At 43.1% G+C, this 25,411-nt stretch carries 24 protein-coding genes and 2 pseudogenes; 12 read left to right on the top strand and 14 right to left on the bottom strand.

The annotated features are described in order from the left end of the window. Positions 1–84 precede the first annotated feature (84 nt). Positions 85–945, bottom strand: a pseudogene (locus LEP1GSC058_RS07935) (DDE-type integrase/transposase/recombinase); the annotation flags it as partial. A gap of 193 nt (positions 946–1,138) precedes the next feature. On the opposite strand from LEP1GSC058_RS07935, the gene LEP1GSC058_RS07930 reads away from it, so the two are divergent. After that, positions 1,139–2,023: an Rpn family recombination-promoting nuclease/putative transposase gene (locus LEP1GSC058_RS07930; RefSeq protein ID WP_016549092.1), complete on the top strand. Its 885-nt coding sequence runs from the start codon at positions 1,139–1,141 to the stop codon at positions 2,021–2,023. A 158-nt stretch (positions 2,024–2,181) separates the two neighbouring features. After that, positions 2,182–2,535: pseudogene (locus LEP1GSC058_RS07925) on the top strand (TIGR04388 family protein); the annotation flags it as partial. A 377-nt stretch (positions 2,536–2,912) separates the two neighbouring features. Here the strand turns inward: LEP1GSC058_RS07925 and LEP1GSC058_RS07920 are convergent. The 3 genes from LEP1GSC058_RS07920 to LEP1GSC058_RS07910 all read right to left on the bottom strand — a co-directional run bounded on the left by LEP1GSC058_RS07920 (position 2,913) and on the right by LEP1GSC058_RS07910 (position 4,194). Further along, on the bottom strand, positions 2,913–3,362 hold the full coding sequence (locus LEP1GSC058_RS07920) for a VOC family protein (RefSeq protein WP_016548978.1): 450 nt from the start codon (positions 3,360–3,362) through the stop codon (positions 2,913–2,915). Positions 3,363–3,430: 68 nt separating this feature from the next. After that, on the bottom strand, positions 3,431–3,862 hold the full coding sequence (locus LEP1GSC058_RS07915; protein WP_016549058.1) for an SRPBCC family protein: 432 nt from the start codon (positions 3,860–3,862) through the stop codon (positions 3,431–3,433). Further along, positions 3,862–4,194 carry an ArsR/SmtB family transcription factor gene (locus tag LEP1GSC058_RS07910; protein ID WP_039948173.1) on the bottom strand — a complete coding sequence of 111 codons (333 nt, stop codon included), beginning with the start codon at positions 4,192–4,194 and terminating at the stop codon, positions 3,862–3,864. Before LEP1GSC058_RS07910 ends, LEP1GSC058_RS07915 begins: the two co-directional genes overlap by 1 nt. 987 nt (positions 4,195–5,181) lie before the next feature. On the opposite strand from LEP1GSC058_RS07910, the gene LEP1GSC058_RS07905 reads away from it, so the two are divergent. Continuing rightward, entirely contained in the window at positions 5,182–5,670 is a 489-nt protein-coding gene (locus LEP1GSC058_RS07905; RefSeq protein ID WP_016549053.1) for a hypothetical protein, read from the top strand. Positions 5,671–5,750: 80 nt separating this feature from the next. Here the strand turns inward: LEP1GSC058_RS07905 and LEP1GSC058_RS07900 are convergent, their stop codons facing one another. The 7 genes from LEP1GSC058_RS07900 to LEP1GSC058_RS07870 form a co-directional block, all read right to left on the bottom strand. Further along, positions 5,751–6,107 (bottom strand): PilZ domain-containing protein, encoded by a 357-nt coding sequence (locus tag LEP1GSC058_RS07900; RefSeq protein WP_016548946.1) that lies wholly within the window; start codon positions 6,105–6,107, stop codon positions 5,751–5,753. Between the two features lie 322 nt (positions 6,108–6,429). Next, complete coding sequence (locus tag LEP1GSC058_RS07895; protein WP_016548982.1) at positions 6,430–7,074, bottom strand: low molecular weight phosphatase family protein; 645 nt, start codon at positions 7,072–7,074, stop codon at positions 6,430–6,432. Positions 7,075–7,961: 887 nt separating this feature from the next. Further along, entirely contained in the window at positions 7,962–8,672 is a 711-nt protein-coding gene (locus tag LEP1GSC058_RS19800) for a TetR/AcrR family transcriptional regulator (RefSeq protein WP_016549012.1), read from the bottom strand. Positions 8,673–8,755: 83 nt separating this feature from the next. After that, on the bottom strand, positions 8,756–9,538 hold the full coding sequence (locus LEP1GSC058_RS07885; RefSeq protein WP_016548950.1) for an SDR family NAD(P)-dependent oxidoreductase: 783 nt from the start codon (positions 9,536–9,538) through the stop codon (positions 8,756–8,758). Positions 9,539–9,561: 23 nt separating this feature from the next. Continuing rightward, complete coding sequence (locus LEP1GSC058_RS07880) at positions 9,562–10,284, bottom strand: class II aldolase/adducin family protein (protein WP_016548997.1); 723 nt, start codon at positions 10,282–10,284, stop codon at positions 9,562–9,564. 23 nt (positions 10,285–10,307) lie between these two features. Continuing rightward, on the bottom strand, positions 10,308–11,786 hold the full coding sequence (locus LEP1GSC058_RS07875) for an aspartate aminotransferase family protein (RefSeq protein WP_016549081.1): 1,479 nt from the start codon (positions 11,784–11,786) through the stop codon (positions 10,308–10,310). Between the two features lie 66 nt (positions 11,787–11,852). After that, complete coding sequence (locus tag LEP1GSC058_RS07870) at positions 11,853–12,497, bottom strand: class II aldolase/adducin family protein (protein ID WP_016548955.1); 645 nt, start codon at positions 12,495–12,497, stop codon at positions 11,853–11,855. A gap of 149 nt (positions 12,498–12,646) precedes the next feature. Here LEP1GSC058_RS07870 and LEP1GSC058_RS07865 point away from each other — a divergent pair, with 149 nt between their 5' ends. Then, on the top strand, positions 12,647–13,300 hold the full coding sequence (locus LEP1GSC058_RS07865; protein ID WP_016549026.1) for a TetR/AcrR family transcriptional regulator: 654 nt from the start codon (positions 12,647–12,649) through the stop codon (positions 13,298–13,300). 78 nt (positions 13,301–13,378) lie between these two features. On the opposite strand, the gene LEP1GSC058_RS07860 is transcribed toward LEP1GSC058_RS07865, so the two are convergent. Beyond that, positions 13,379–14,599, bottom strand: coding sequence for an MFS transporter (locus LEP1GSC058_RS07860; protein WP_016549042.1), 1,221 nt, complete (start codon positions 14,597–14,599; stop codon positions 13,379–13,381). Positions 14,600–14,602: 3 nt separating this feature from the next. Beyond that, positions 14,603–16,240: a xylulokinase gene (locus LEP1GSC058_RS07855; protein WP_016549063.1), complete on the bottom strand. Its 1,638-nt coding sequence runs from the start codon at positions 16,238–16,240 to the stop codon at positions 14,603–14,605. A gap of 282 nt (positions 16,241–16,522) precedes the next feature. Between LEP1GSC058_RS07855 and hpnA the strand changes: the two genes are divergently transcribed. From hpnA to LEP1GSC058_RS07830, 5 genes are all read left to right on the top strand, one after another. Beyond that, positions 16,523–17,509 carry a hopanoid-associated sugar epimerase gene (hpnA, locus tag LEP1GSC058_RS07850; protein ID WP_016548991.1) on the top strand — a complete coding sequence of 329 codons (987 nt, stop codon included), beginning with the start codon at positions 16,523–16,525 and terminating at the stop codon, positions 17,507–17,509. Between the two features lie 77 nt (positions 17,510–17,586). Beyond that, entirely contained in the window at positions 17,587–19,446 is a 1,860-nt protein-coding gene (locus tag LEP1GSC058_RS07845) for a SpoIIE family protein phosphatase (RefSeq protein ID WP_016549017.1), read from the top strand. Between the two features lie 90 nt (positions 19,447–19,536). Then, positions 19,537–20,535, top strand: coding sequence for an NAD-dependent epimerase/dehydratase family protein (locus LEP1GSC058_RS07840; RefSeq protein WP_039948191.1), 999 nt, complete (start codon positions 19,537–19,539; stop codon positions 20,533–20,535). A gap of 40 nt (positions 20,536–20,575) precedes the next feature. After that, the gene (locus tag LEP1GSC058_RS07835) at positions 20,576–20,977 is read left to right on the top strand and encodes a hypothetical protein (protein WP_016549039.1); all 402 of its coding nucleotides are present in this window, start codon (positions 20,576–20,578) and stop codon (positions 20,975–20,977) included. Next, complete coding sequence (locus LEP1GSC058_RS07830) at positions 20,974–21,366, top strand: hypothetical protein (protein ID WP_016548956.1); 393 nt, start codon at positions 20,974–20,976, stop codon at positions 21,364–21,366. Before LEP1GSC058_RS07835 ends, LEP1GSC058_RS07830 begins: the two co-directional genes overlap by 4 nt. A gap of 87 nt (positions 21,367–21,453) precedes the next feature. On the opposite strand, the gene LEP1GSC058_RS07825 is transcribed toward LEP1GSC058_RS07830, so the two are convergent. After that, positions 21,454–22,107, bottom strand: a complete 654-nt coding sequence (locus LEP1GSC058_RS07825) for a TetR/AcrR family transcriptional regulator (RefSeq protein WP_016549002.1) — start codon at positions 22,105–22,107, stop codon at positions 21,454–21,456. 137 nt (positions 22,108–22,244) lie between these two features. Between LEP1GSC058_RS07825 and LEP1GSC058_RS07820 the strand changes: the two genes are divergently transcribed. From LEP1GSC058_RS07820 to LEP1GSC058_RS07810, 3 genes are read left to right on the top strand one after another with little or no spacing between them, the layout of a single operon-like run. Further along, complete coding sequence (locus tag LEP1GSC058_RS07820; RefSeq protein ID WP_016549014.1) at positions 22,245–23,660, top strand: flavin-containing monooxygenase; 1,416 nt, start codon at positions 22,245–22,247, stop codon at positions 23,658–23,660. Beyond that, positions 23,657–24,514, top strand: coding sequence for an SDR family NAD(P)-dependent oxidoreductase (locus tag LEP1GSC058_RS07815; RefSeq protein ID WP_232224640.1), 858 nt, complete (start codon positions 23,657–23,659; stop codon positions 24,512–24,514). The genes LEP1GSC058_RS07820 and LEP1GSC058_RS07815 overlap by 4 nt, the downstream gene beginning before the upstream one ends. Continuing rightward, a complete protein-coding gene (locus LEP1GSC058_RS07810) occupies positions 24,514–25,404 on the top strand; it encodes an HAD family hydrolase (RefSeq protein ID WP_016549008.1) in 891 nt (296 codons plus the stop codon). Before LEP1GSC058_RS07815 ends, LEP1GSC058_RS07810 begins: the two co-directional genes overlap by 1 nt. Positions 25,405–25,411 lie beyond the last annotated feature (7 nt).

Here is a 25,411-nt window from a genome sequence, read left to right as displayed (position 1 = left end):
TAATAGACAGAGGTCACATTTCCTTCTTAGGTTACGTGAGTCCTGTTGAGTTTGAAGAAAATGTAGCTTAGAAAGTGTCCACTAAAACGTGACTAGGCTATTTCTGAAAGTTTTAATCCAGCGTTCTGCGTAGCAGTTTTGCCAAGGAGATTTTGGGGTGGTTTTTTTGTGTTTAATCCCCAGCCTTTCCAAATATTTAGTAAATCGTTTTCCGAATAGTGGATCGTGATCCGAAAGAAAGTAATGAACATTTTTATTCCTCGTTTCCGAATTGAAAATTTTTGAACTTTTCCTCATCCATCTTGTAGTAAGATTAGTATGAATATCGAAGTGTAAAATCTGCCTTGATCCTACGTGAAGAAAGAAAACGACTCTGAAGATTTCTTTAAAATTAGCTGAATAGACGGTGAACGTATCCGAGACAACCATGGCGTCCGCATGTAAGGCATAGAATTGTTTCCAGAGAAATCGCTTTTCGGGATCGGGCGGTCGTTTCGGAATATACTTAGAGACAGTTCGTTCAGAGATATCGTAACCGAGTTTTCGAAGTAGGCCGTGTAGTTTGGTCGCTCCCCAGATCCTGTTTTCTTTAGCGACTTTTCTGATCAGCTTGATTACTTTCCAAGGGATATTAGGTCTGCCGGGTTTCTTTCTTTTAGAGATCATTGCCCAGAAGGTTTTGAATTTACGTTTTCTCCAAGAGAGAATCGTTTTTGGTGAAACGATGATTAGCGAATCTTGCCAATTTTTAAGTAGGTAGGAAAGTAATACGATTTTGATTCTTTCGAAAGGAGTCGTATGAAACTTCTTTGTTTTACGTTTGTATGCGGTTAGTTGCGACTTAAGGAAAAGAATTTGCAGTTCAGTCCGTGATTGCACTCTGAAAGTAGTTATGAAATAGAGAAGTAGGACTTCGTTTAACAGAATGGAAAATTCAAAATACAAGTAGCGGATTCCTTTTGATTTGTGCCATTATTTGAAAATAGATAGATGATTCAAGTTGTTAGATGGGACTTTGAAAGGGATTTGACCCTATAAGGTTAACGGACACTATCTTCCGTCTACTCTAGTAATGTAAAACCGGACTTCATCTCGAAAAGTCAATTGACCGAGCTTGAGCTGCTAATCAAAATAACGTATGCCCTTTTTTCCTTTAACAAACGATTTAGTATTCAAATCGCTGTTTGTAGAAGAACCGAAACTCTTGTCTTCAATTCTAACAAGTGTATTGTATCCGAATGGAGAGCATCGGGTTGAGGAAATAACGATTTTAAACCCCGAACTTCCGACGGAATATCCAGGGGATAAACGATCCTATTTGGATCTTAGGGCGAAGGATGAGTCTGGTAAAATTTTCCATGTGGAAATCCAGGTGGCGCATCAGAGTTCGTTTGTGAAGCGGAGTCTATATTACCTTTCGGGCTTAATCCGTGATCAGTTGAAATCGGGAGATCCGTATAGCGATTTGAAGCCGGTCTACCAGATAAACATAGTTGACTTTGATTTGATTCCGACGAAGAATTACCATAGTAAGTTTAAATTAAGGGAAGAGAGTTTTCCTGAGATAATTTTAAGCGACGAACTGGAAGTTCATTTTTTAGAGCTTCCTAAGATGCCTGAAGAGAACGGTTTAGAGCTATTAAAGACAGGAACGGATTTATATCGCTGGTTATATGTGCTAAAGCACACGGCAGAGTTGACGGAGGAAGAGATGGAAATATTGGTAGATAAGACACCTGATTTGAGTAAGGCGTTTGCTATCTTGGAGAAGTATTCATCGGATCCGGCGCAGAAACGTCGTATTGAGGAGAAGCTTAAATCCGACCGTGACTATGCATATGATCTTGCAGGTAGTTTTGAGCGTGGAGAGCAAACAGGTAAACAGAAAGGCAAACTGGAAGGTAAGCTGGAAGGTAAGCTGGAAGACGCTCGTAAGATGCTTACGGAAGGCATTGACCTCAAGGTAGTTTTGCGTGTTACGGGGCTAACTGAAAGGGATCTTCGAAATCACAGGATAATCTGAAATTGGTGACAGATCTGGTCAATTTAACAGTGAAAATAAATTTGACAGTAACTTAGAATCGATCTTTAGTTCTGTTAATCCTAAATGAGGATAAAGTAAATTTACTTCACTTCCCCGCGAGGGATGCGGCGGGCTTAAGTCCAACACGAGCTATAAAAATGAGATTTAGGATTGAAAGACGGAGCGTGTTGGATGAGGGCGACTGCCCGAACCCGAAGCAGCCCGGACCGAAGGTCGCGGCCATACTTCTCCTAACTACTTTCTTTTCGTCCTCGATCTTCTCACCCTTATTCTCGCTAAACGCGAAGAACGATTTGGCTTTTCAAAACGAAGCGCAGGCTGAAGCGAGTTTTGCAACGACCGAGCAGAGTCTCGCCAAAACGATGCTCCAAGATGGAACGTTCCAATCTTGGTTTCAGGGGCAGATAAAGGATAAAGTAAGCGCTGCAATGGCAACTGCACTCGCTAATGCAACCGGGATGTCTCCGGATTTCCAATATTTATTAGCTTCATCGAATAGATCTCGAAGGGATTCAAATAGAAACTGCTTCAGACGGAACATTTTTCATCGATAAATATAAATGTAATTCAACTTTGAATGTGAAGCCAGTGAGATCGGTTTATTTTTTTATGAAACTTAAGCTCTTTCGTATTTACACGTTCGAGAAGGGAATTAGAACCTTTAAATCTTTGTTCTCGAATGATACCAAGAGCAGTCATCGAAACATTTCAGACTCAAAATGACGTGATCTGCAAGTTTCGATTTTATTAGCACCGCTGCCTCTCGTATCCGTTGTCCACCATTGAGCGAGCTTCACCGGTTCGGTTAAAGCCTCGTAGATTTCTGCCGGTGAAGCCTTAATTCCCACTTTATGATTGATTCAATGGCTCATTTGATTATCGCCTCCTTCTCGAGGGCTTCTTTTACTTTCGCCACATTAGAGCCTTCTCCAGCTCCCTCATAAAATGAAAGATCCTCGTCTATTCCAACCAACCGGAGACATTGACCTCCCGGTGCTTGGAAATAAAGATGAGGGTCCGGTAACTCAAGCTTCCTCACGAGACCGGATTCAAGGATTTTTCGGCTCATTTCTTCAACTTTGTTGGATTTGATTTCCAGCCAGATCGATCTTGCAGTCCGTAGAAACTCGCTCTTATCTGGGACATCCCCGTAAAGAAACACGAGATAGAAGTCATCTCCCAAACGAAGGAAGTCTCTTTCGTCCTCCTCTTTCGTTATTGTGCCACCGATGACATCGCAATAAAATTTACGAATGTTTTCCCGATCTTGTCGGGGAACTATAACCGAAGAATGATTTCCAAAAATTACCTTCGCCATGATTTCTCCTTTTCTAAGCGCCATAGCGCACTTAGCTAAATTTAGGTTCGTTTTTAGTGCAGCCGAAATTATTTTCTGATGCGCGAGGCCTCTCCAAATTGCTCAATGAATATGCCGAAAAAGTAATTCCAGCCTTTCTCATGTGACCTTGCCTTATCATCATCCGGAAGATCGGAATGCACTAGGGTCATGAGCGTTTCTTCTCCCTGTTTCTTAAAGGTTACGGTAACTATCGACTCTTGTCCTAAGGTATTCGGTGATATCCATGTATGTTGAATTCGAGCGGGCCGTTCAATCTCAATGAATCGTCCGTAATGAGATGTTCCAGTTAGGGTCCAATAAAAGAGCCCGTCTACTTTTGGATCCAAAACGAACTTTTCGGCTATATTCCATGGGTTTCCAGGGATCTTCGGATTCAGCCACGCATCAAATACTTCGCCAGTAGGAGCGGGGATCGTTCGCTCAAAATTGAATTCAAGGGTCTTCTCAGATTTCTTCATTACTTCTTCTCCTTCTTCCTTTTGTCCTTAAAATATTGCTCGAATTGATCGAGACGTTCGTTCCAGAACCGATCGTACTCATGCACCCATCCCGCTACCTGACGCAGAGGTTCACCTCGAAAAGAAATGAATACTTCGCGACCTTTTTTTTCACGTTTGATCAACCCTGCACGTTCAAGCAACTTGAGGTGTTTGGTGACAGCATTCAGAGCCACGTCGAACGGCTCCGCAATATCGGTAAAACGAGTTGGCCCAGATTCCGCTAGCTTCCCGATAATCGCACGCCTGGACGGATGCGAAATGGCTGTGAGTACATCGGTCAATTGGTCCATAAAAACATTACACCATAGGGTGTAATGTTTTTCAAGTATTTTTCCTTCTAGTTATCGAAATAAAACTCACGAAGTTAATCGTGACTCTACAAGGCGAATCGGACACAAATGTCCGATTTTGGAGATGATCTTAAATTTAAAAAAGGAATTATCAATCTGCAAACTGTCTGGGGGACTATGTAATTTCCCCACCCTTTTGGCTTAACGAAGAACTAATTAATCAAGTAGTTAATTCGGTACGTTGCTTAAATCACTGATCCGGCTAAGAATTCGAATAAAGAAGACCTAACAAGATAGGAGTAGGATTATATTTAATTAATGAACGGAAGCTGAAAGACGGTTTGGAATAGGATCGGGGAATAAGCTGATCCCGGCCATTGAAGGGGAAGTTGCTTTTCTATAGAGGCGTAAATTGTCAATGTTATGGAAGATGCCGAAAAATTGATTAAATCAGGCTATATTCGCGCCGTTATATTAGTGACCGATTATGGTATTTGAAGTGTAAGGTCCTAATAAAATACAGGGGTTCTCGAGTTACGGTAAATCCTCAAGGCGAGTCAGGGTATCCGGTATCCCAGCCTCGGTTATTAAGCAATTATATCCAATGTTCCAAAATCATGGATTGTTAGAGCGGATAAAGCCTTTAAAAAATGATCGATAGAAAAAGAATTAATTTACCAGTTGAAAAATTAGATAGTAGGGTAACTACAAACTGAGCCTGCAAATTTTTTAAAGGAATTGATCAAAGCCTAGATGTAGCCGAAAAAAGAGAAGGTGCCATCCAGCAATTGGCTACTTGTTGTCCAATTACGCAGTATGCCGGTTTTACTTATGAAGAAAAAAAATTTTAGGTGAGATACTCGATCATCTTTATGTTGAAAATCAATTGTAACCTTGATGGATAAGAAAAGGCGCGAAATTCGGAATGAATAAATTAAAGTGTATTTATAAATACTCTAAAGCAAATATATAAAAAAGGAAAGAAAAATGAACCTAAAAAAAATACCGTTCGGTTTGATAGCGATTACATTATGGATTCTTACAATAACCTTTCTGATTTACTCCTTTATCAGAGGAAACACGACAAAATCTAAAGACGGCAGGGTTTCAATCTATCTGAATGAAGATGAAAGGATACTTGTGCTTACCGAAATGCGGGGATTGCTTACTTCAATAAATGGGGTATTGGGTGGTCTTTCCGAGGGAGATTACGAAAAAGCGTCTGAATCGGCTCGTGCATCGGGAATGGGGTTAGTAAGAAGTTTAGAAAAGGAAGAAAAGAAAATTCTACTTAAGCTTCCTATCGAGTTTAAGCAATTAGGATTCGGGACTCACGAGCAATTCGACGTTATTGCGGAAAAGCTTAAGCAAAAGAAAGAGTTAGGTATCATCTTGAACGAACTGGATATTTTGACTCGTAAATGCGTAGCGTGTCATGCAACGTATAGAATAGATTTAGAGATACCGGGCAAGTAAACTAAACTCGAATATTGACTGACGCTATGCCTATGGAAACGAATATTCATGCTTTCGTTTCTTTATTATAGGCCGTTAAATTACCTACCTCCGACAAATAATGCCAATTTTAGTATATTTGGCGGTAAAGTAATTCGATTAGAAAATTTAATTCCTAATATTAGGGAATCGCAATCGTCATTCGAAACATAATCTTTCCTGGCAATAACACCGTCAAATTTGAGTTTATCCCAACTATCCGGAAATTGAATTTGTCCGGAAATTACTTCCCCGACTATTATATTGTCTTCGCTTTGAATCGTGCTGACTACTGCGACTCCAATATCCGAAATATTCATGATGAAACCATTGAATACCGATGTACTGGACCTTATAATTACTTTGAATTTGCATAATTCTTCGGAATAAATTCTCTCCGATTGCCGACGTTCTCTCATTACGTTCCTCCTTTTCGATAACAACTAATAGTAAATCCTACGATGCTTCGAAATTTAAAATTTATCCATTTTTAATGTGTCATTCAGAATAGACGAAAGCGTTCATATATATAAAATAAATAATCTAAGGAAGGCGAAAAAGTTGTCCGACAATTAGAATAACTTTAAGATATCTTATTGCCTAAGTGATACAAAACAAGCCTCAATCTCCGTTTGGGTTGTCAAACCTTGGCTTTGAGATTTTCGAGTTCTCTCCGGCCTGCGATATTGATCGAAACTTGCGTTCCGCAATTTTCAGCTGAAATAGGATTTACGGCAGACTTTAAGGTGATAGAAGTTTATCTTTTACTTGTTGTAGGATGAATAATAGATCTATCGTGATTAATTCACAAGTCTCCACATATTCCTGTAAAGATTCCGGAGTGCTATCTTTTACTTTCAAATCAGCGTAAGGAAGACTGACGCTTGTCTTTGCTCCGGGAATTTTGGGAAGGTCGTTTTCATCTAGTGAATTGACGAATATCGCAATAAAATTATTTTTAGGATTTGGATCATCCGAATACAGCTTTGAAAAGGCTAAAATAGGATTCAAAGGATCGCAGTAAGTTACATTATATTTAGGGCTTACATTCTCGTTTCCAATTCTATCTATTTTGAACCCGACACATATGAGAGCGTCGATCGTATTAGAATGAAGGATAGCGGCATGCTTTCCTCCCGAGTAAGCTTCGATGTCGGGGAGGCTCAGATATTTCGCAATGGCGGTAGTTAGAATTTGAGCAAATTGGCTTCTTGCAGAGTTGTTATCGCAGATAAATAGAATCTTAGCAAAACCTTCTTCTATAATGCGATCTTGAATTATACTGGAGATCGGTAATAATCGAGCTTTCCGGAGTTCGCTGATATGTAAGCAGCTGCGTTCTCTTAGTTCTAAATAGATTTTTAAAGATTGAATCAAGCGATTCATATTTTAATTTCCTATAATCGAGAGATTCGATAAGATTTCGAATTAATTTAGATTCGAAAATATTTTCGCACTTAGTCGAAACCAATAGAAGAAAATCACATCGATCATGAATCTTCCGTTTCCACTTTACGATGGGTTGATTTCAATGAGCATATTTAACGCAAATATTTCGCAGCTCGCGTCACAACTGATCTCATCATACTTCCGTTTTAAATGGCGGGTCGTCTCGCTAATATCGAATAATTTTGAGAATAGTCTCTTATTGCATTGATATAAATCAATGACTTCATTTTCTACTTATCGATTCGCGTTCATGCTCTAGTCTAGTCGTACTATGATTTGAGGGAGCGGCGGATTTGAATTGATTTTTATCAATCTTTTTAGAAGATATTGCCAAAGTTATTGAGACCGCTAAATCTAAAATGACGCTTGAATCCTCTGCTGTATAGGTGAAGGCGAAGGTGATAATTTTAACTAAGATCAAACCTCTTAAATATTACCGAAGATTCTTAGATAAAATGAATTTTTCCGTTATACTTATCAAAAATTCCTTCAAGGTACAGAAGTAAGTTCGGACTACTTTAAATGTGTGCTGCCTATCTTTATTTCCGTAATAGTTTTCATTCGTTTTGCCTAAAATTTCGAATCTTTAATTAGACCTATCGACACCATTAATCATATTTTATTTCAAACGAAAGAACCTATAAATATGCGATTGCCCATCGTTAGGTGATCGGCTATGAGCATTTAGCGCCAAGAAAATTACGGTTAAATTTTCCAAAATATCTTAATCGACCGGATCTGAAAAACCGGGAGAGTTTCGGGTATTTTGAAATTCAATCATATTTATGGTGTTTATTATATTAAAAATATATTATATAATATTTTTACATTACAAGCACTGATTGTTTGGTCACTTTTTTCAGCAATATCTCGGTTGAATCGGGCAGAAATCCCACTCCTAAAAGAAAAAATCTGATCGATTCTAATCGAAGTGATTCGGTCCTATCCTGAAACAATTTATGCTTAGAAAAGGAAAAATTAAAAAAGTAAAATACAACCAGAAGATGACGGATGATCCAATTTACGTCCCGCCAAGTTTTCCAAGACCGGTCAGGCGGAAGTTCCTTCTTTTTTACGCAGGCTTCTAACGAAATCTTCATTAATGGAAAGAGGTTTCTAAATTTATTCCGAAAATATTTTCTGGCGAACTTTCCGTCCGTACTTAAGCTTCTTAAGATTAACTTGTGAGTAAGTTCCATTTCTTCATTTTTGCATTTGAAAAAAATTTCCAATAGAAACGTATTGATCAGAAATACGAATGTCTCCGACCCCGGTTCTAAATCGGAGACAGGAACTCTAAATGGATCCGACAGCTTTAGGCAATATTGCAAGACCGCTTCAAATAAATCACGCTTTCTATGAAAATATCTATAAATAAGACCTTCCGAGATGCCGGCAGATTTACTTAAAGACCTTGTGCTGGCTCCGTCGAATCCTCTTTGCGCAAATAAAGGCAAAGCAGCTTGAATGATCGATCGGATTCTTTCAGCCTGGGGGAGCCAGGGACCTTTTTTTGTTTTCCTTTTTTTTTCCATTTAGAACCTTCAATGACGGCCTACCTAAATATTTCCTTTCGCGTAGTGACCAGCAGGCAAACGAGTCGAGAACAATCGTCCGCTTAGTAGTCGGCTGGGGCTTCCGACAATAAAATTTTGGTTCGTAGCCATGCAGGTGCGAGTCGTCCTATTCGAACCGCTAAGGCAGTGCTAAATGGAAATCGGTTTTCATAAACTTCTCGACGGAATCCTTTCAATATATATTTCACCGCTTCTTTCTCACTGATTTCATTCGGTGCGGGAATTCCATCTTCTTTAACTGCATCCGTTGCAACGAAACCCGGATGGATCGTTTGGATGAGCACATGTTTAAAGCCAAAATGCTTTAATTCCATTCTCGCCGTATCTAAAAAGATTCTCCCGGCGGCTTTTGCAGCCGTGTAATCTCCTTGCATAGGTATTCCAAAATACGTTGCCAAAGAGTTGACATGCGCAATCATACACGGCGTCGTTTGGACTTTCATTTGTGCAAGGACGGGAACGAAAAAGTTTATTAGGCTATCGTAATTGGTTCGCATCTTCCCCAGGATTATTTCCCGGGAATCTTTGATCGTGTTGGAGGGAGGACCCGCTCCAACGTTCAAAACGGCAATATCGATTTTTCCAAATATTTTAACCGTTTCATTAACGACAAAATCCGCATGATTGGGATCCATTGCATCGCCGGCGAAAAAAAGGCATTTGCTGCTTTTAGCTTCGATTTCTCGTTTGAGGTCTTCGAGTAGATATTCCCGTCGTGCAGTAACTACGATATTATTCGAATGATCCGCAAGAGTAATCGCTAAAGTCTTTCCAATACCTGATGAGGCGCCAGTTATTAGAATTGTTTTGTTTTTATAATCCATAATCTTTCCAGACCTATACGAATTCAGTACGCCGTAAAACCGGTGGGAGCTTTACCTAACGCATAAGAGGCGGCGGCTTTACGCTCATCTTTTATGAGTCGATTCTTTGCAATCCAACGGATAAGCCACGGGATGCGACGTATTGGGCCGCCAGTCGCGTGCGCAAGAAGGTATGCCTTAGAGCATTTTTCGATTAATTCGCAATTGTATATGGCCTTCTCGCGAGTGACGCTTGTTATCACTACACCGTTCGTATCAAGGAAGGCGTTGGCGCCGTTGAGTAGAATTGAATCGGCAATAACGGAACCGTCCACTGATCTATGAATTTGAACAACAGGTGCACCGAGTTGTCGACATTGCTCATCAAAAACAAGAGGAAGCGGATCTTTTAACGTTTTTAGTAGGGAGCCCCAAATAGGTTGGAAACAGGCAATTGCTCCGATGTCGGGTCTCGCTCTATATATGCTTGCGTGAAAGTTAATCGCAGCTAGTCTTTCCCAGTCGAGAGTGCTTGCCTTGCCGTGTATGTCGAACTGGCCCGTTTGAGCTTTAGCGATTTCTCTCGATCCCTTATTAATCAATAGAAAGGCTTCCGGTTTTTGACCGGGGAGTCGGAAGGAAAGGCTAGCTGCTTTTTTCTGCAGGAGACCTTTTGCCTCCAGCCTTTGCCATAAATTCATTAAAGCAACGAGGTCGGGCGATTCGCCTTCCTTTGTGGATCTTTTTTTCTTTGTTGCTGATTTCATTATCGTCTCCTGGGTTCGTGTCGCTATACGAGTTTAAATACCGACTCAAATCGATTGAGGGCTTCGTCGATAATCTCATCGGTGTCAGCCATGCTTGTGTACATTCTACTTCCGGCCAAAGTGATCATTCCGTGAGCAGAATATGCGGCGCCCATCTCCTCCATAACGTGCTTACGTTCTTTCGCTTCCCGTAAGACCTTAATTGGGTTTCGCAGAGACATTAGAAGCACGCCTGACGTTTGAAGATGGACGATAGATCCTTGGTTGTAAGCGACATAGGGCAATCGTAACCTTTCAATTATTTCCTGCAATCCACGGCAGAGACGATCTCCCGCGAGGCCGGCTTTGACAGGCGCCTTTGTGCGTTCCATTTCTTGAATGGAAAAATACCCGGCTGCGCAGGAAAGGGGATTAGCAGAGAGCGTTCCGCCAACAAACGCTCGTTTGCCGATCGCACTGATGCCGCCCGCGAGCAGCATCATTATTTCCTTCCGTCCACCGATACCACCGGCCATCGGATATCCGCCTGTCAGACATTTCCCCAAAATCGTTAGATCCGGTTTGACATCGAAGAAGCCCTGAGCTCCGCCCAAACCTACCCGGAAGCCGGTAACGACCTCGTCGAATATTAGTAGTGCTCCGAATGAATCGCAGAGTTCACGCAGTTGCTTATTGTAATCGAAATATACGGGACGCGTTCCGCTCTCCGGACCTAACGGTTCCACGATAATAGCGGCGGTACCGCCTCTGAAACGATTTAGCCAGAGTTTGCGGCGTAACGCGCCAAGGTCGTTAGGGAAGCTTTCCTCCGTCGAAGCAGTGGCACCTTTTGGAATTCCGGTTGCCTCGCGACGGCCAGTTCCCGGGATTCGCATTCCGTATACCATCGAATCGCTCCATCCGTGATAACCGCCGCCCATTTTGATTACATGACGCTTTCCTGTATAGGCCCTAGCGAGGCGGATCGCTCCCATGACGGCTTCTGTTCCGGAGCCCAGCATTCGAAACATCTCAACACCAGGCATATGTTTGCAGATTATCTCCGCCAATTTTACTTCGTATTCGTGTAATAATCCGGTAGTGGGGCCGCATTCATCGAGCAAATTCTTAACCTTTTCCCGAACTGGCTCGTAATTAGATCCTAGAAGTGTAGGACCTCCTGCTTGGAGGAAGTCGATATAAGTATTACCATCGACGTCGCGGAGGTACGCTCCCTTTGCCTGATCTATTGCAAGCGGGAAGGGATAGTTGAATGCAAGATTATGCTGTACTCCTCCGGGGATTACGGCTTCTGCGGCAGTCGCGATCTTTCGAGATGTCTTACATTTAGTTTCGAAGTATTCTAGAACTCCGCTGATCTTGTCTCGTCGAATCGGTCTTAATGGAGATTTTAATAATTCTTTTAGTCTTCCGTAGATTTCCGCCGTGTTATGCCATTCGGAAATTGCATACTCCTTTTCAGGAATTGCCTCCTGGGTTTTGTTTATTTCTTTGAGTACCATGGTCATGCTATCCTCCAGTGGAAAGTCATATTCGATTAAAAGTAAATAGAGGCGAGTTACACTTGCCTACAGGATTGAAAGTGCTTGTTGCAAAACAAGAGGGGAAATTCCTGAGATGCTCGGATTGTTTTTTATACGGGAACGAAGGTAGAGTCCGGATTGTTCCTCGGCGAGTTGAACATTTGCGATCGCTTGTTCTACGGATTTGGCCCCGCAAACTATTCCATGATTTCGTAAGAGATAGCCGTTCGTATCCTTTCGCACCTTCTTCTTAAAAGCGCTGACCAGGAACGGAGTTCCGGAAGGTGCATAGGAGACGATGCGTAAAGATGGTCCTAACTGCGTTCGCGCCTCGGGATCTTCAATGGGCATATCAATTCCGAGCAGAGTTACCGCGCTTGCTAGGGGTTGGTGAGTGTGTAGACTAACTTGCAAATCAGGTCTGCGAGTTAAAAAGGCTGCGTGCATCCCACTTTCGGTAGTAGGTTCTTTTGTACCTTCTACGAGCTTCAGGTTATTGATCCGGACTATGCAAATATCTTCATTATTCATGCTATAATAGTCGGAGGCAGATGGCGTGACGGCCATAAGCTCCGAATCGATCCGCACCGCCAAGTTTCCTCCGATGCCGGCAAAAAAACCGAGATCGGCCAGCTTGACAGAGGCGGCTACTATGGATGCACGCACTGCTTCAAATTTTAAATTCTTCATGCTTTTCTTGCTCCTTTTGCATTCATGAAAACTCGGCAATCGCCGAGTTTATAATAAAGACGGCTCGGCTATTGTCGAGTATTTTTCGCTTTAAATTCGCAAAATTGGGGTTGAATCGATCTGAATGTCGATTTTTGTCGGTAATATAGATGCAGAATTCATCAGAAGAAATATCTTCCGAGTCCTTGAATGGGAGAGATATAAAAACCAATCCCCAAGGGCGAGGTCGAAGAGCTGCTCTGATTCAAGCGCTCAGAGAATTATTGCGAGAGCAACCGCCGGAGTCCCTCACGTTTGCAAAAATTTGTGAGCGCGCGGGAATTCCTAGGGCGTCGGCATACCACTTCTTTCCGAGTATGGGAGCGCTTTATCTTGGCTTACGTCTCGTTCATGCAGACCTTGTAGCAGAAAGATTGTCCAAAGTTGATACCTCTCGATTCGAGAGCTGGCAAGACTATGTGTATTTCCTTGCTGCCGAAGCCATTGCAATCGTTAGGGAGGATCCCGCAATGATGCGTGTCGTTTATGGGGTTCGCAACGAGGAGACCATGCATATAGGGAAGGAGCTGGATTCGAAAATTGCGAACATAGCTCTAAGGCAGGTTATGGATCGTTTCGCACTTCCTTCCTGGCCGGACGCAACCCGAAAAGTAGGTATCGCCGTTGCATTGATTGACTCCGTCTTTCGATTCTCTTTTCGAGAGCAAGGAACCATCACAGATGATATTGTTCGGGAAGCTGGTCGAGCTGCCGTTGCGTATCTTCGCTGCTATTTGCCAGAGTATGTCGAGAGCAGAGTTTGAACCATCGGTTCGAAGCTTTTCGAAAAACTCGACACTTGTCCATTCTGACCAAGTTTAACATCATGGAATTTATGCTGCTTACGACATTTTCTGTTTCTCGGAACGAAAGCTTTCCGAGGCGAAGAGGCCAAGGCTAAGGACAGTAATCAGTAATCCAAGGAGTAAATATTCGGCGGGTCTCCAGCCTGCAGTTTCGCTTTTTACGATCGCCATAAAGACTGGGACAACGACTCCGCCGGCGTTGCCAACAAGCATCACTGCGCCTGCTGCTCCTCCTGCTCTTTCCGGACCGACAATTTCTTCAGACATGACAAGAAGAAGTGCAAAGCCGGGTAAAAATAGAAATCCCAATAATCCTGCATATATATAAAGTGAAGGAACATCGCTGCTAAAACATAAAGGCATAATGAGTGCGATTCCTGAAATTCCACAGAAGAGTAGAACCGGTTTTCTTCTTTTTATGGAATCCGAAAATGTCGGGATCACTAAGGAGCCTAATATGCCCGCTAAAATCATGACTCCGCCAATATTTCCTACATCAACGGCTCCGACTCCATTTTGGCCTAGGATTCCTTCCAGCCAAGTGGTGATACCGTTAAAGAATCCGAAGGCGAGAAAGGACATTAGTATGATAATTAAAAGGGAGCGATCTTTGATTAGATGTACTACTTCCGTAGCGGCAGTGAAAGAGCGAAGTCGATTCATCTCTTCCGGTTCTGTTATATGATTTTCTTTTACTAAAAGAAAAAATCCTAAACTGAAAGCAACGGTAATAGCTGCAAAAACAATCATAGTGCCGCCGAGGCGCCAGATTTCGTTTAGATGTGGAGGCAAAGAAAACCCTAGAGCTAAGCCCGCAAACATTCCCGCAGTGCCCAAACCGGCGGCTACGGCTCTTTGCTCTTCCGCAAACCAATCGGCAGCTAGCTTCGTGATTCCGTTCATTATGAAAGGTTGTGCGACAGCGTTTCCGATCTGACAGATGAGAAGGAGCCAGAAGCTGCCGGTATAAATCCTCATGCACGCAAAGACTGACATGATGATAAGTCCTAGGCGAATCGTGAATCGATAGCCTTTCCGGTCGGTCATAGCGCCGGCGGGCATGGAAACCAAGGTGAACATCAGAGGATTACAAACAGTTAATGCGCTAGCGAGTAATTTCGACACACCGTATAAGTTCTGAACTTCCGTCATTAGAGATACGAAGTTCAAATAGATCATTTGGCTGACTCCGATCACAGTCATAAATGAAACGAGGACTACCCATCTATAAGGCCTATGATAGTTTATTTTTTCCATAGATTACTTCTCCTGGACTGACGCGAATATTTTTTCTCGTGTTATCGAATCCTTATCTTGATTCCAGATTTTGTACAAAGGTGCTAAGCGCTTGTGCAATTGCAGGAATCGATTGAACATTTTGTCCATGACCTTCCGGCTTTTTTCATCAGGCTTATATTCCGCTTTGATTCGAATGAGTTCAGGTATGTCCGAAATCTTTATAAGGCCTAAGCCCATTCCGGCAATCCATGCTGCGCCTCTCGCATTTGACTGCATTGGCTCCTCCGGCTGTCGCACCGTAAGACCCATAGTATCTGCAAAAATTTGGCACCAAACATCGGATGTAGCTCCGCCGCCAACGATCGTAATGGTTGACAAACTCTTTTTGAGAAACTTTTCAACCGGCTTTATCATCCATCTAGTATTGATTGCTACCCCTTCTAAGAATGCGCGGATGACGTCTTCGCGGCTGTGCCCCAAGGATAGATTCACCATCCCGCCTCTGAGAGATAGATCATCCACCGGGCATCTTTCTCCGTAAAGCCATGGCATGTAGAGTAGACCCCTGCTTCCTGTGGGGGTCCTAGCCGCGATGCGGTCCAGAATCTTATATACATCGGAAACATGTTCTTCTCGGAGCAGTTCGTCCTGATGATACAAGATTCTGTCTTTGAGAAAACTTAAATTGGCGCCCGCGGTAGTCTGCATGGCTGTCATCAAATACTTTCCGGGAATCGCACAAGGTACGGACGCAATGGAGGAAATGATATCCGTTTTTTTACAGGGAACATGAGCGGCAATCCACGACGAGGTGCCGATATATAGGTGAGCATCTCCATCAGACACCGCACCGGAGCCGATGGAAGCGGCGGCGGTATCTATGGATCCTCCAACAACGGGAGTTCCTTGGGGGAGATTTAAAACGGATGCAACTTCCGGCAGGAGGTTTCCAATTATATCCGTGCATCTGACGATTTCCGGAAATTTTTGCGGATCAATGCCGCTCGCAGCTAGCAAACTGGAATCATAGCGGACCCGATCGGAGTCTCGATTATCCGTTACCCAAGAGGTGAGAATGGAATCCGGAGTGGCTACAAACTTTCCGGTCAGTTTCATATTCAGATAATCTAATGCGTTTAGGAATTTATACGTTTTTGCGTAAACTTGCGGGAATTCATTTTTTATTAGAAGCATATGTGCTGCGGGGTCCTTTCCTGACAATGATGGCGCCCCTCCCGTCAGTCGGATCCAGTTCCAGAGTTTTAAAGCGGAGTAGCCGGCCACCGGTCCGCCTGCATGTTTTTGAATATGCTCCGCCCCTCTCATATCCATCCAGAGGACTGCATTCATTAACTCTCGACCATATTCGTCGACAGGAACGGTCACTTCTCCCAGAGTAGAGCAACAAATTCCTCTTATCTTGCTGCGATCGACTCCCGGCTGCATTAACGCAGTTCGAGCGCTTTCTAGGAAGGCATTCCACCAGTCAATAGGCCGTTGCTCGGCTCCGTTTCCCGGTAGTATGATCAGTTCTACTCCGCGAAAAGCCCAAGAAAGAATCCGTCCATCAAGAGTGCAAATTGCCGATTTGCATCCCGATGTTCCTAAATCAACGGCCAAGATTAAATTCGCGTTTTCCGATAAATGCTTCCGGTTCATACCCGCCGCCCATTCGGGACGCCATAGTCAAAAAGTCAACAAACGTTTATTAAAAATGATCATTGATTATTAAATAACAGTTGTATTGTCAATTTATGGCCCTTGTTGGATGTAGTTTAAGTAAATATTTCGACAAAAGCCGAGTATTTTCCAGTTTCCTCGTTGACATGAAATACACTTACGATCTGAAATCTCCTTCATGAATACTGCTGAACCGAATCAGAGCTGCCCAGTCATGAATCGGCCCTGCGGTAATTCCAAATTCATTAACATCGAGGATTTATGAAAAAGCTAGTAACCGGTGCCGCTGGGTTTATCGGTTCTTCCATAGTTCGGGAATTATTGAAGGAAGGTCATGAAGTTAAAGTAATGATCCGGAAGAACACCAATGCCAAGGGTCTTGCAGGTCTCGATATAGAAATTGCTTACGGAGACATCTGTGACGGAAGTTCCATGCGATCCGCTTTGAAAGGTTGCGATACTCTCTATCATACCGCGGCTTTTTTCGCTCATTGGACACCGGATAAGAAATTACCTTACGAAATAAATGTGGAAGGAACCAAGACTTCCATGAAAGCGGCCTTGGATGCAGGGATCGAAAAAGTAATCTACACAAGCACTGGAAATACCATCGGAGCTCACGGTAAAATTCCCGTGGATGAAACCGCTCAGTTTAATCATTGGAAATCGGGCGATCATTATTCCATTTCGAAATACCTGGGCGAAGTTGAAGCTTTAAAGTTTGTTCCGATGGGCTTGCCCGTCGTGGTAGTGAATCCTACCTTAGTAATTGGCGTGAGAGACGTAAAGCCTACGCCCTCGGGCCAGATGATCATCGACGTCGCTCAAGGCGCAATGCCGGGATACATTGAAGGAGGCACAAATCTCGTCGATGTGGAGGATGTCGCAAAGGGCCATATCCTTGCGGCAAAAAAAGGAAGAGTAGGAGAACGGTATCTTCTCGGCAACGAAAATCTGACCTTATCGGAATACTTCGGACTAATTGCGGAGGTTGCCGGAGTAAAACCGCCGCGTATTAAAATTCCATACTATGCTGCCTTGGGATTGGGTTATATCTTCGAGTTAGGCGCTGCAATCACTAGAAAGCATCCGATGATCACCGCGTCCGAAGTGAGAATCGGAAAATCTCAGGAGTTTTTCGATTGCTCAAAGGCGGTTCGTGAACTCGGTCTTCCTCAAACTCCTGTTAGAGAAGCCATTCGAAAAGCGTTAACTTGGTTTAGGGAAAACGGATATTTGAAAAGATAATGTCGGTTTGACGCAATCAGCTAGGTCTCTTCCAAAATTAGAGGCCTACTAGAGCAGGGCGGAAGTGGAAATAAATTATGAAAGCGAAAATTAAAATAGTAGCACGCGTATTTCAGATGGGCTTATCCCAGTTCGGAGCACTTGTTCTCGGACCATCTGAGCGCTTTGTTATGAAGCATCGCGTTCTGAACGGAATGCTTCTGGCAGGAAGCTTTGCAATGGGGATCGGTTTACTGTCCGAATTCTTTCGGGAAGGGTTTGAGACAGGAGGCTTGGTCGGACTTTGGATCTCCTTTGTCTTCGCAAATATATTTTATTTCCTGGCTCGCTTCAAGAGTCAATTTAAATGGCTGCTTGCGCCGACCTTCATCATCGGTGCATTCAGTATATTTCTCCAAATTCAGTACAGCGGAGGTATTATAAGCGCTAACATAATGCTATTAGCCCCCTTAATGATTATGTACATGCTTGTACTTGGACAGAAATTCGATTGGGTCGCCATTCTGTTCTTTGTCGCGTCCCTTTTGGGAATCAATTATCTACAAGAAATACGTCCCGGATGGTTTTCCGACTATTCTAGCGCTCGCGCGCGAAGCGAAGATTTTCTCGTTACCGGAATTTGCGTACTAGTAGTTACAGGGCTCATGTTACGTACTCTGAATCGTTCTTACGAGGATGCTATTAATGAAGTTAGTCGTCTCAAGGACCAACAAGATGGGGATTACTTTTTGACATCACTTCTGATTCGACCGTTGGCAGGTATTCGAATCCGATCGAAAACGATACGATTTAACTCATATATCAAACAGAAAAAAACTTTTAGATTCAAAGATAAGGCTCATGAACTGGGTGGCGATATTTGTGTGGCGGATCAAATCATCTTACGCGGACGCCCCTTTTGCGTATTTGCGAACGGAGATGCGATGGGAAAATCCATGCAGGGAGCCGGAGGAGTTTTAGTTTTCGGGACAGCGTTACGAGCTTTAATCGAAAGAACAAATCGAGAGGAAATTCTTTCGAAATATTTTCCGGAGCGCTGGTTACGAACGGCTCTGAACGATTTGAACAACGTGTTTGAAGGGTTTGACGGCTCAATGTCAATGTCGTTGATGTTGGGACTAGTAGACGAAGAAAACGGATTTCTTTATTACATAAATGCGGAACATCCTTTTCCAATTCGATTGCGTGCGGGGCGTGCAACATTTCTTTCACAAGAAGCCACAAATTTCAAATTGGGAATGCTTCGAGAGAAGGCTCGTATCGAAACCTGTTGGATTCGTCCGGGAGATATTATCCTGATCGGTTCTGACGGACGAGATGATCTTGCCATCGGCTACGACAAATCAGAAACGAGAATTATTAATCAGGATCACACCGCCATCCTGAACCATGTGGAAGAAACGAGCGGGAATCTCGAACGGCTTGGAGGGCGCCTTCAAGGAGCAGGAGAACTTACGGATGATCTATCATTATTGAGCATTGCGTTTCATCCAAAGAGTGTTACGGACGAAGGCGTTAAAGAACCTGATCTTACGGAACCACTCCAACTTTTGGAAAAAAATAATGCTTCGGAAGCGCTGCCTTATTTGAAACAAATCGCCGAACTATATCCGTCCAATCCGGTCGTGTGGAATCTCCTTTACCACGCTTATCTGGAAATGCAACAGCCAAGGGAAGCAGGGCGAGCTGCAGAAAACTTTTCCAACGTTCGACCCTCCGCTCTGCAAATGATTCTTAATGGCGCCGTTCAATATGCTAAAGCCGGCTTGATTGAGGATGCGATTGATATGGCTGAGCGAGTTTATAGCCGAAGACCCGAGGTAATTCCAGTCCTGAAACTATTAGTACGTCTATACAAAAAATCCAAGCGATTGCAAAGGGCGGACGAGTATCAAGTGGAAATTTCGCGGCTGCAAAAAGCTGTATCGGAAGGTTAACAATGATTCGGCGATCGTACAGAATGTTCGAGAAGGAATTCCTAAAGCCAACGAACGTTACGATTGTTTCACAAAAAGGTTGAGTTGGATATGAAAAAGTTAGTTGTCGGTGCAACGGGATTTATAGGTTCGTCCATCGTAAGAGAACTTCTCAAGGACGGAGAAGCTGTAAAGGTTCTGCTTATGAAAGGTCGCAATAGCTCGAACAATTTCGATAAACTCGATGTTGATAAAGCATACGGCGACATACGAGACGGTGATTCCATAAAAAAGGCGCTTAAAGGCTGCGATACGATGTATTTAGCGGCAGCTTATAACGGACATTGGGCGCCGAATCCTAATTTGTTTTACGATATCAATGTCGATGGTACCAAAACGGCTCTCAAGGCGGCTTTAGAAATCGGAGTCAAAAAGGTCGTATATACGAGCTCCAATAATGCCGTAGCGGCGAGCGGATCTTTGCAAGCTAATGAAGAGAGAACTTTTAATTTCTGGCAAGCTAAAGATCACTACACGATGTCAAAATACATCGCGGAAAACGAGGCAAGGATACTTGCAATGTCCGGGCTTCCGATCGTCATCGTAAACCCCACGCTCGTTATCGGGTCAAACGATAGCAAGCCTTCGCCATCGGGAAGAACGGTCATCGATATTATGGAAAAAAAGATGCCGGGCTATATTGACGGCGGATTGAACATTATCGATGTGGAGGACGTTGCTCGTGGTCATATTCTTGCCGCAAAAAAGGGAAAAATAGGAGCAAGATATATTTTAGGAAATACGAATATAACAGTTCATGATTATTTAAATTTAATTGCCGGCATTGCCGGTGTAAAACCTCCGTCTCTAAAACTTCCATTTAAGCTGGCGCTTGCACTTGGGCATCTCTTCGAGTTCGGCGCTTCGATAACAAAAAGGCCTCCCTTAGTCACAGTTAGCGAAGTAAGAATCGCTAAGATGATGGAATGGTATGATTGCTCTAAAGCCGTGAAGGAACTCGGTTTGCCTCAGACTCCGATCGATATAACGATCAGAAAAACGATAAAATGGTTCAGAGAGAATGGATATACAAGAAATGATAATTTGTAATGCATATCGTCGCGTTTCAACTGAGGCTTAGGATATTAATTTGAACGAAAAATTCTCGAAAAGAATAAGATTCCTGTTTCGCAATCCCGGACGAAGAAGAGAATTATTCTATCTCCTGCCATTTTATACAGCGTTTCTATTTTTTTACGAATGTTCGGGAAGAAAAGTTCTCGGGCATTTTGATCAGTTAACTATAGGTTCCGAATTTCGCGAATCCCATGCCGTTGTCTCCAAAGAAAGAATCAAAACCGAATTTTGCGACAAAACTTTTCTGAATTCGTTTCAGGTAGGCATTCATGGAGCAAAACAAAATGTTATCCAAGAAGCGCTCCGGCAAGAGATGAAAAAGGATCCGAGTATAGTCGCATTCTTAGAGATTCATTTTGAGCATTCGGATGGGTGTTGGAAGATCGAATACACGCCTGAGAGGAAACTAAAATGAAACGGGTTGCGCTCTTATTTTTAATTTTCATCCTATTACAATCCTGCCTTTACGAAAAAGGTTTTATTCAAAGAATTCAGATTGATCCTAACGCAAACGAAGAAATTCCTGAGCATAAGTTTCAGCCGCTTAATCGCGAAAGTTATCGGAAATGTATGTATACATTCATGGTTTTGATGTGGTATAATCGCCCCTTTCCGTCTACTTGGAACGATATTATTTTCGACCCTGCCTCCATTGGTCACAAATCAGTAAAATTGAAAAACGCGGTTATGTATATAGAAGCGATAGATTTTTTTCCGCCTTGGACCATTTTTATGACTATCATACCTTTCCCAACGGTTCCGATTATGAGGATATGCGGGACCGTAATCGGTGAAAAAGACTGATCTTCGAATGAGAAAAATTGAATTAAAAGTTTCGGACAACTCGGGAATCGGAGAAAGTGGAACGCTTTCTGGCGAGATTCTTGTATTCTAAGTCTTTAATTTTCGACTTTTATTCGATTTTCGGGTTTTCGAAAGTTCTTGCAATGCTTGTAAGCGAAGACTTAAAATTACGCGGCTCTCGTGAAGGACAGCTTTACTGTGATTGGGATCGATTTCCGCCGCAAAACGAATAACGGATCCGATTGTGTGCGCAAAATGAAGAGCAAAGGGTTGAACATCGGATTCACGCAATCCAGGCAGGCAACGTAAAGTTATCTTAACAAACAACGCGGCATTGCGATAAGTGTCGCGAATATCCTCAATTATTAATTCAGGAATTGCTCGTGCCCCTGCCCATAGATTTGCAAGTGCGGGATCCTCTTGAAAAAAGCGTATAAATTGTGCAAAGGCTGTTTCGGCTGCCACCTCTAATTCTGAAACATTTCGAACAGGTTCCAAAATGGATTTTGTCCCTTCATACAAACGATCGTAATAGTCGTTCATGATCGTTAGCAAAAGCTGGTTCTTGCCCGGAAAGTATTGGTATAATGAACCGATCTGAATTCCGGAAGCCTGAGCGATTTCTCTCATACTAACCGCGTCGATTCCCTTTTCTCCGATTAGATCTCTAGCAGTCCGTAATATAAGTTCAACTCGTTCTCGGCTTCTTGTCTGTACCGGCGTACGAATACCAGGTTTCATATCGAAACAAGATATTCGCCGGCCTAGTTTGGGCTACTTTTTTCTTTCCCCTGGATTTTTCGTTTGACTGAGATTCGATACGTGAGCAATGCTCATTTTAATGCGATCATTGCTCACGTATCGAATCGGAGGTTTTTATGAAGGAAGAGGGTAGCACAGTTTCGGGGTCAAAGCCGATGGCTAATTTTTCTGATTTTATTTGTATAGTAGGAGCGGGTCCGGCAGGGATTTCTATGGCGCGTTCTTTGAGATCGCGAGGGATCCCGTTTCATGTAATCGAAAAATACAAAGATGTCGGCGGTATTTGGGATATAGAAAATCCAGGATCTCCGATGTATGAAAGCGCCCATTTTATTTCATCGAAATATCTTTCTAACTACGACGATTTTCCGATGCCTTCCGATTATCCGGATTATCCATCCAATCGCCAGATCCTTGCATACCACAAGTCCTTTGCTAGAGAATACGATTTGTATCGTAATATTGAATTCAACACTTCGGTTAATAATATCCGGAAGAACGGTTCGAGATGGACAGTAGAATTATCAAACGGGGATCTAAGGTTGTACGGTGGAATCATATGCGCCACGGGAATTACCTGGTCTCCGAATATTCCGAAATTACCGGGAAGCGAAACGTTTCAGGGTCAAATATTACATAGCGTGAATTACAAGAAGACGTCCTTCTTCAAAGGAAAACGCGTATTGATTATAGGAGCAGGAAATTCCGGCTGCGATATCGCATGTGATGCGGGCGCAAATGCAGAACAAGCATTTATAAGCGTTAGGAGAGGATACCATTTTATTCCTAAACATGTCTTGGGCCAACCAGCCGACGTATTCGGAGACGGTGCACATTGGATACCTAACTGGTTTTCGCAATGGGTTCTCGGTAAAATGCTGAAATTTTTGATCGGCGATGTTACAAAACTCGGGCTGCCCGCACCGGATCATAGAATTTTCGAAACACATCCTATAGTAAACGATCAACTCTTACATAATTTGCGTCATGGTGATGTGATTGCCAAAGGCGATATTGAACGGTTGAACGGAAATTTAGTCGAGTTCAAAGACGGTACTAACGAAAAGATCGATCTAATCATTCTTGCGACCGGATACAATTGGTCGATCCCTTATATGGACCAATATTTTGAATGGAAGAACGGTCGTCCTACGGATTTGTATTTAACCTTATTTCATCGTAAATATGAGAACTTGTATGCCCTCGGCTATATGGAAACCGACGGGGGAGCTTACAAGATGTTCGATGAGATGGCGAACTTAATTGCCGCATATATTGAAGCGAAACGAAACGGCGATAAATCGGCGCAAGTATTCGAGCAGCTAATCGAATCGGATCATCCTTTGCTGAATGGAGGCATTCGATATTTAAATTCGGGACGGCATGCAGTTTACGTTAACCAAGTCGCTTATTTGAAGTATCTTTCGAAAATACACGGACGTATCGGATGGCCAAAACTGAAGCCCGGCCAATTTGAAAAATTAAGAACGAATTCCGCCACAAAACGGGAAATACAGGGAGCAATCCGGTGAATTCGTTTATTAAAAACGAAAGAACAATGACTCCGAAAGTCGCTTTAATTACCGGAGGAGGGGGCGCGATTGCGGAGGCTATTGCGATTCGATTAGATAAACTCGGATACGACTTGGTTCTTTCAGATATAAGCAAAGAAAAAATGTCTACCATTGTAAGTAAATTATCTAGAAAACCGGAATTGATCGTTTGTGATCAGACAAAAGCTTCCGACGTAGAATCTTTAATCGGGATGATCCAGCAAAAGTATCCTCATATAGACTTATTGGTTAACAATGCAGGATATACAAAAGTAGGTCCGGTTCTCGATATGGATTCATCCGAAATCGAGCGACATTCCATGATTAATATGATTAGTCCTATTCGATTGATACACGGATTGGTCCCATTAATGCTGAATCGAGGTCGCGGAGCCGTTGTGAGCATAGTGTCCATCGGCAGTATAGTAGCGCTTGCCGATTCGGCGTTATATTCCGCCACTAAATTCGGTTTACGAGGATTTCTTACCGCTTTGCATGAGGAACTTCGCGGAACGGGAATCAAAGTATCCGGAATCTATCCTGCTGCAGTGGACACGCCGATGTTAATGCACGAAGCACTTCATGGCGGATCCGTACTTAATTGGGTAAACGCCGTAAAATCGCCGGACGATATTGCGAAAGCAGTCTTACGCGGGGCAGAAACGGGAAGGATGGAAATTTACGTTCCTTACAGCGATGGTTTAACATCTCGATTGGCTGCCGTTTTTCCGTGGCTAATTGGGCGGCTTTCTCCCATTCTAAAATGGATCGGCGAAAAAGGGCGACGTCGTTGGCTTCGCAAGAAAGGAATTCAGTCTATTAGCAAAAATTGATGCTTTCATCTGTCTGGGATTCCTCAGTTCGATTCGGATTGGAAAAGATGCTTTCCGAGCAGCCGCAGTTTGCTTGTTTCGATTTTGACAATACTCTGATCCGCGGAGATCTCGGCGTCGCTACGATGCAATATATTATGACGAATGGACTCCTTCGGGCGGATTTAGACGAATTCTGGGAAGAATTGCGAGATCCTTTTCTTCCACTCGAAACGATTTCCGTTTGGCGGGATCTCTGGCGAGCATTCCGCATGCATAAGGATATGCGGAGTTACGCTCGACTGGTCGAGGAGATTTTAAGATTATTTTTTACCGTTTCCGAGGAGGAAGGACCTGAAGCGGCTTACCGATGGACCAGAATCATCTATTCCGGGATGTCGGAGGAGGAGCTTAAAAAAATTGCCAGATATGTGTTCGTCGAGAACCAGAAGCAAAATAGAAACGATTTTGTTTTAGCCGACGGACGTTCTATGGATTGCCGATTACGAATCCGCGAGCCTTTATTAGAATTGATCCGAAAGTTGAAAGAAAGAAAATGGGAAGTGTGGATCATTACCGCTTCTCCAGAATACTGTGTTCAGGTTGCAGCTCAAGAATTCGGATTGGAGCCGAATCGGGTTCGTGGCATGCGTTTAAAATCCAAGCAAGGAGTTCTGCTCCCTGAAATCGAAGAACCATTAACATATAATGACGGCAAAGTTAAAGCGATTCGCGAAATTACCTCTTCCGAAATCGGCTTCGCTGCCGGGGATGCCTTCACCGATCTTAGTATGCTACTCGAAGCAAATCGTAGCTTACTGATCGATCATGGCGACATAGATTTGCGTTCCATCGGGGAATCAGCGGGCTGGTGGATTCAATCCGCCGGTTCCATCGATACCGAGTTTTGAATGTTTT

The organism is Leptospira fainei serovar Hurstbridge str. BUT 6, assembly GCF_000306235.2.
GTDB lineage: Bacteria > Spirochaetota > Leptospiria > Leptospirales > Leptospiraceae > Leptospira_B > Leptospira_B fainei.
Note: the sequence above shows the minus strand (reverse complement) of the source record. Positions and strands in the feature narration are given on the sequence as shown.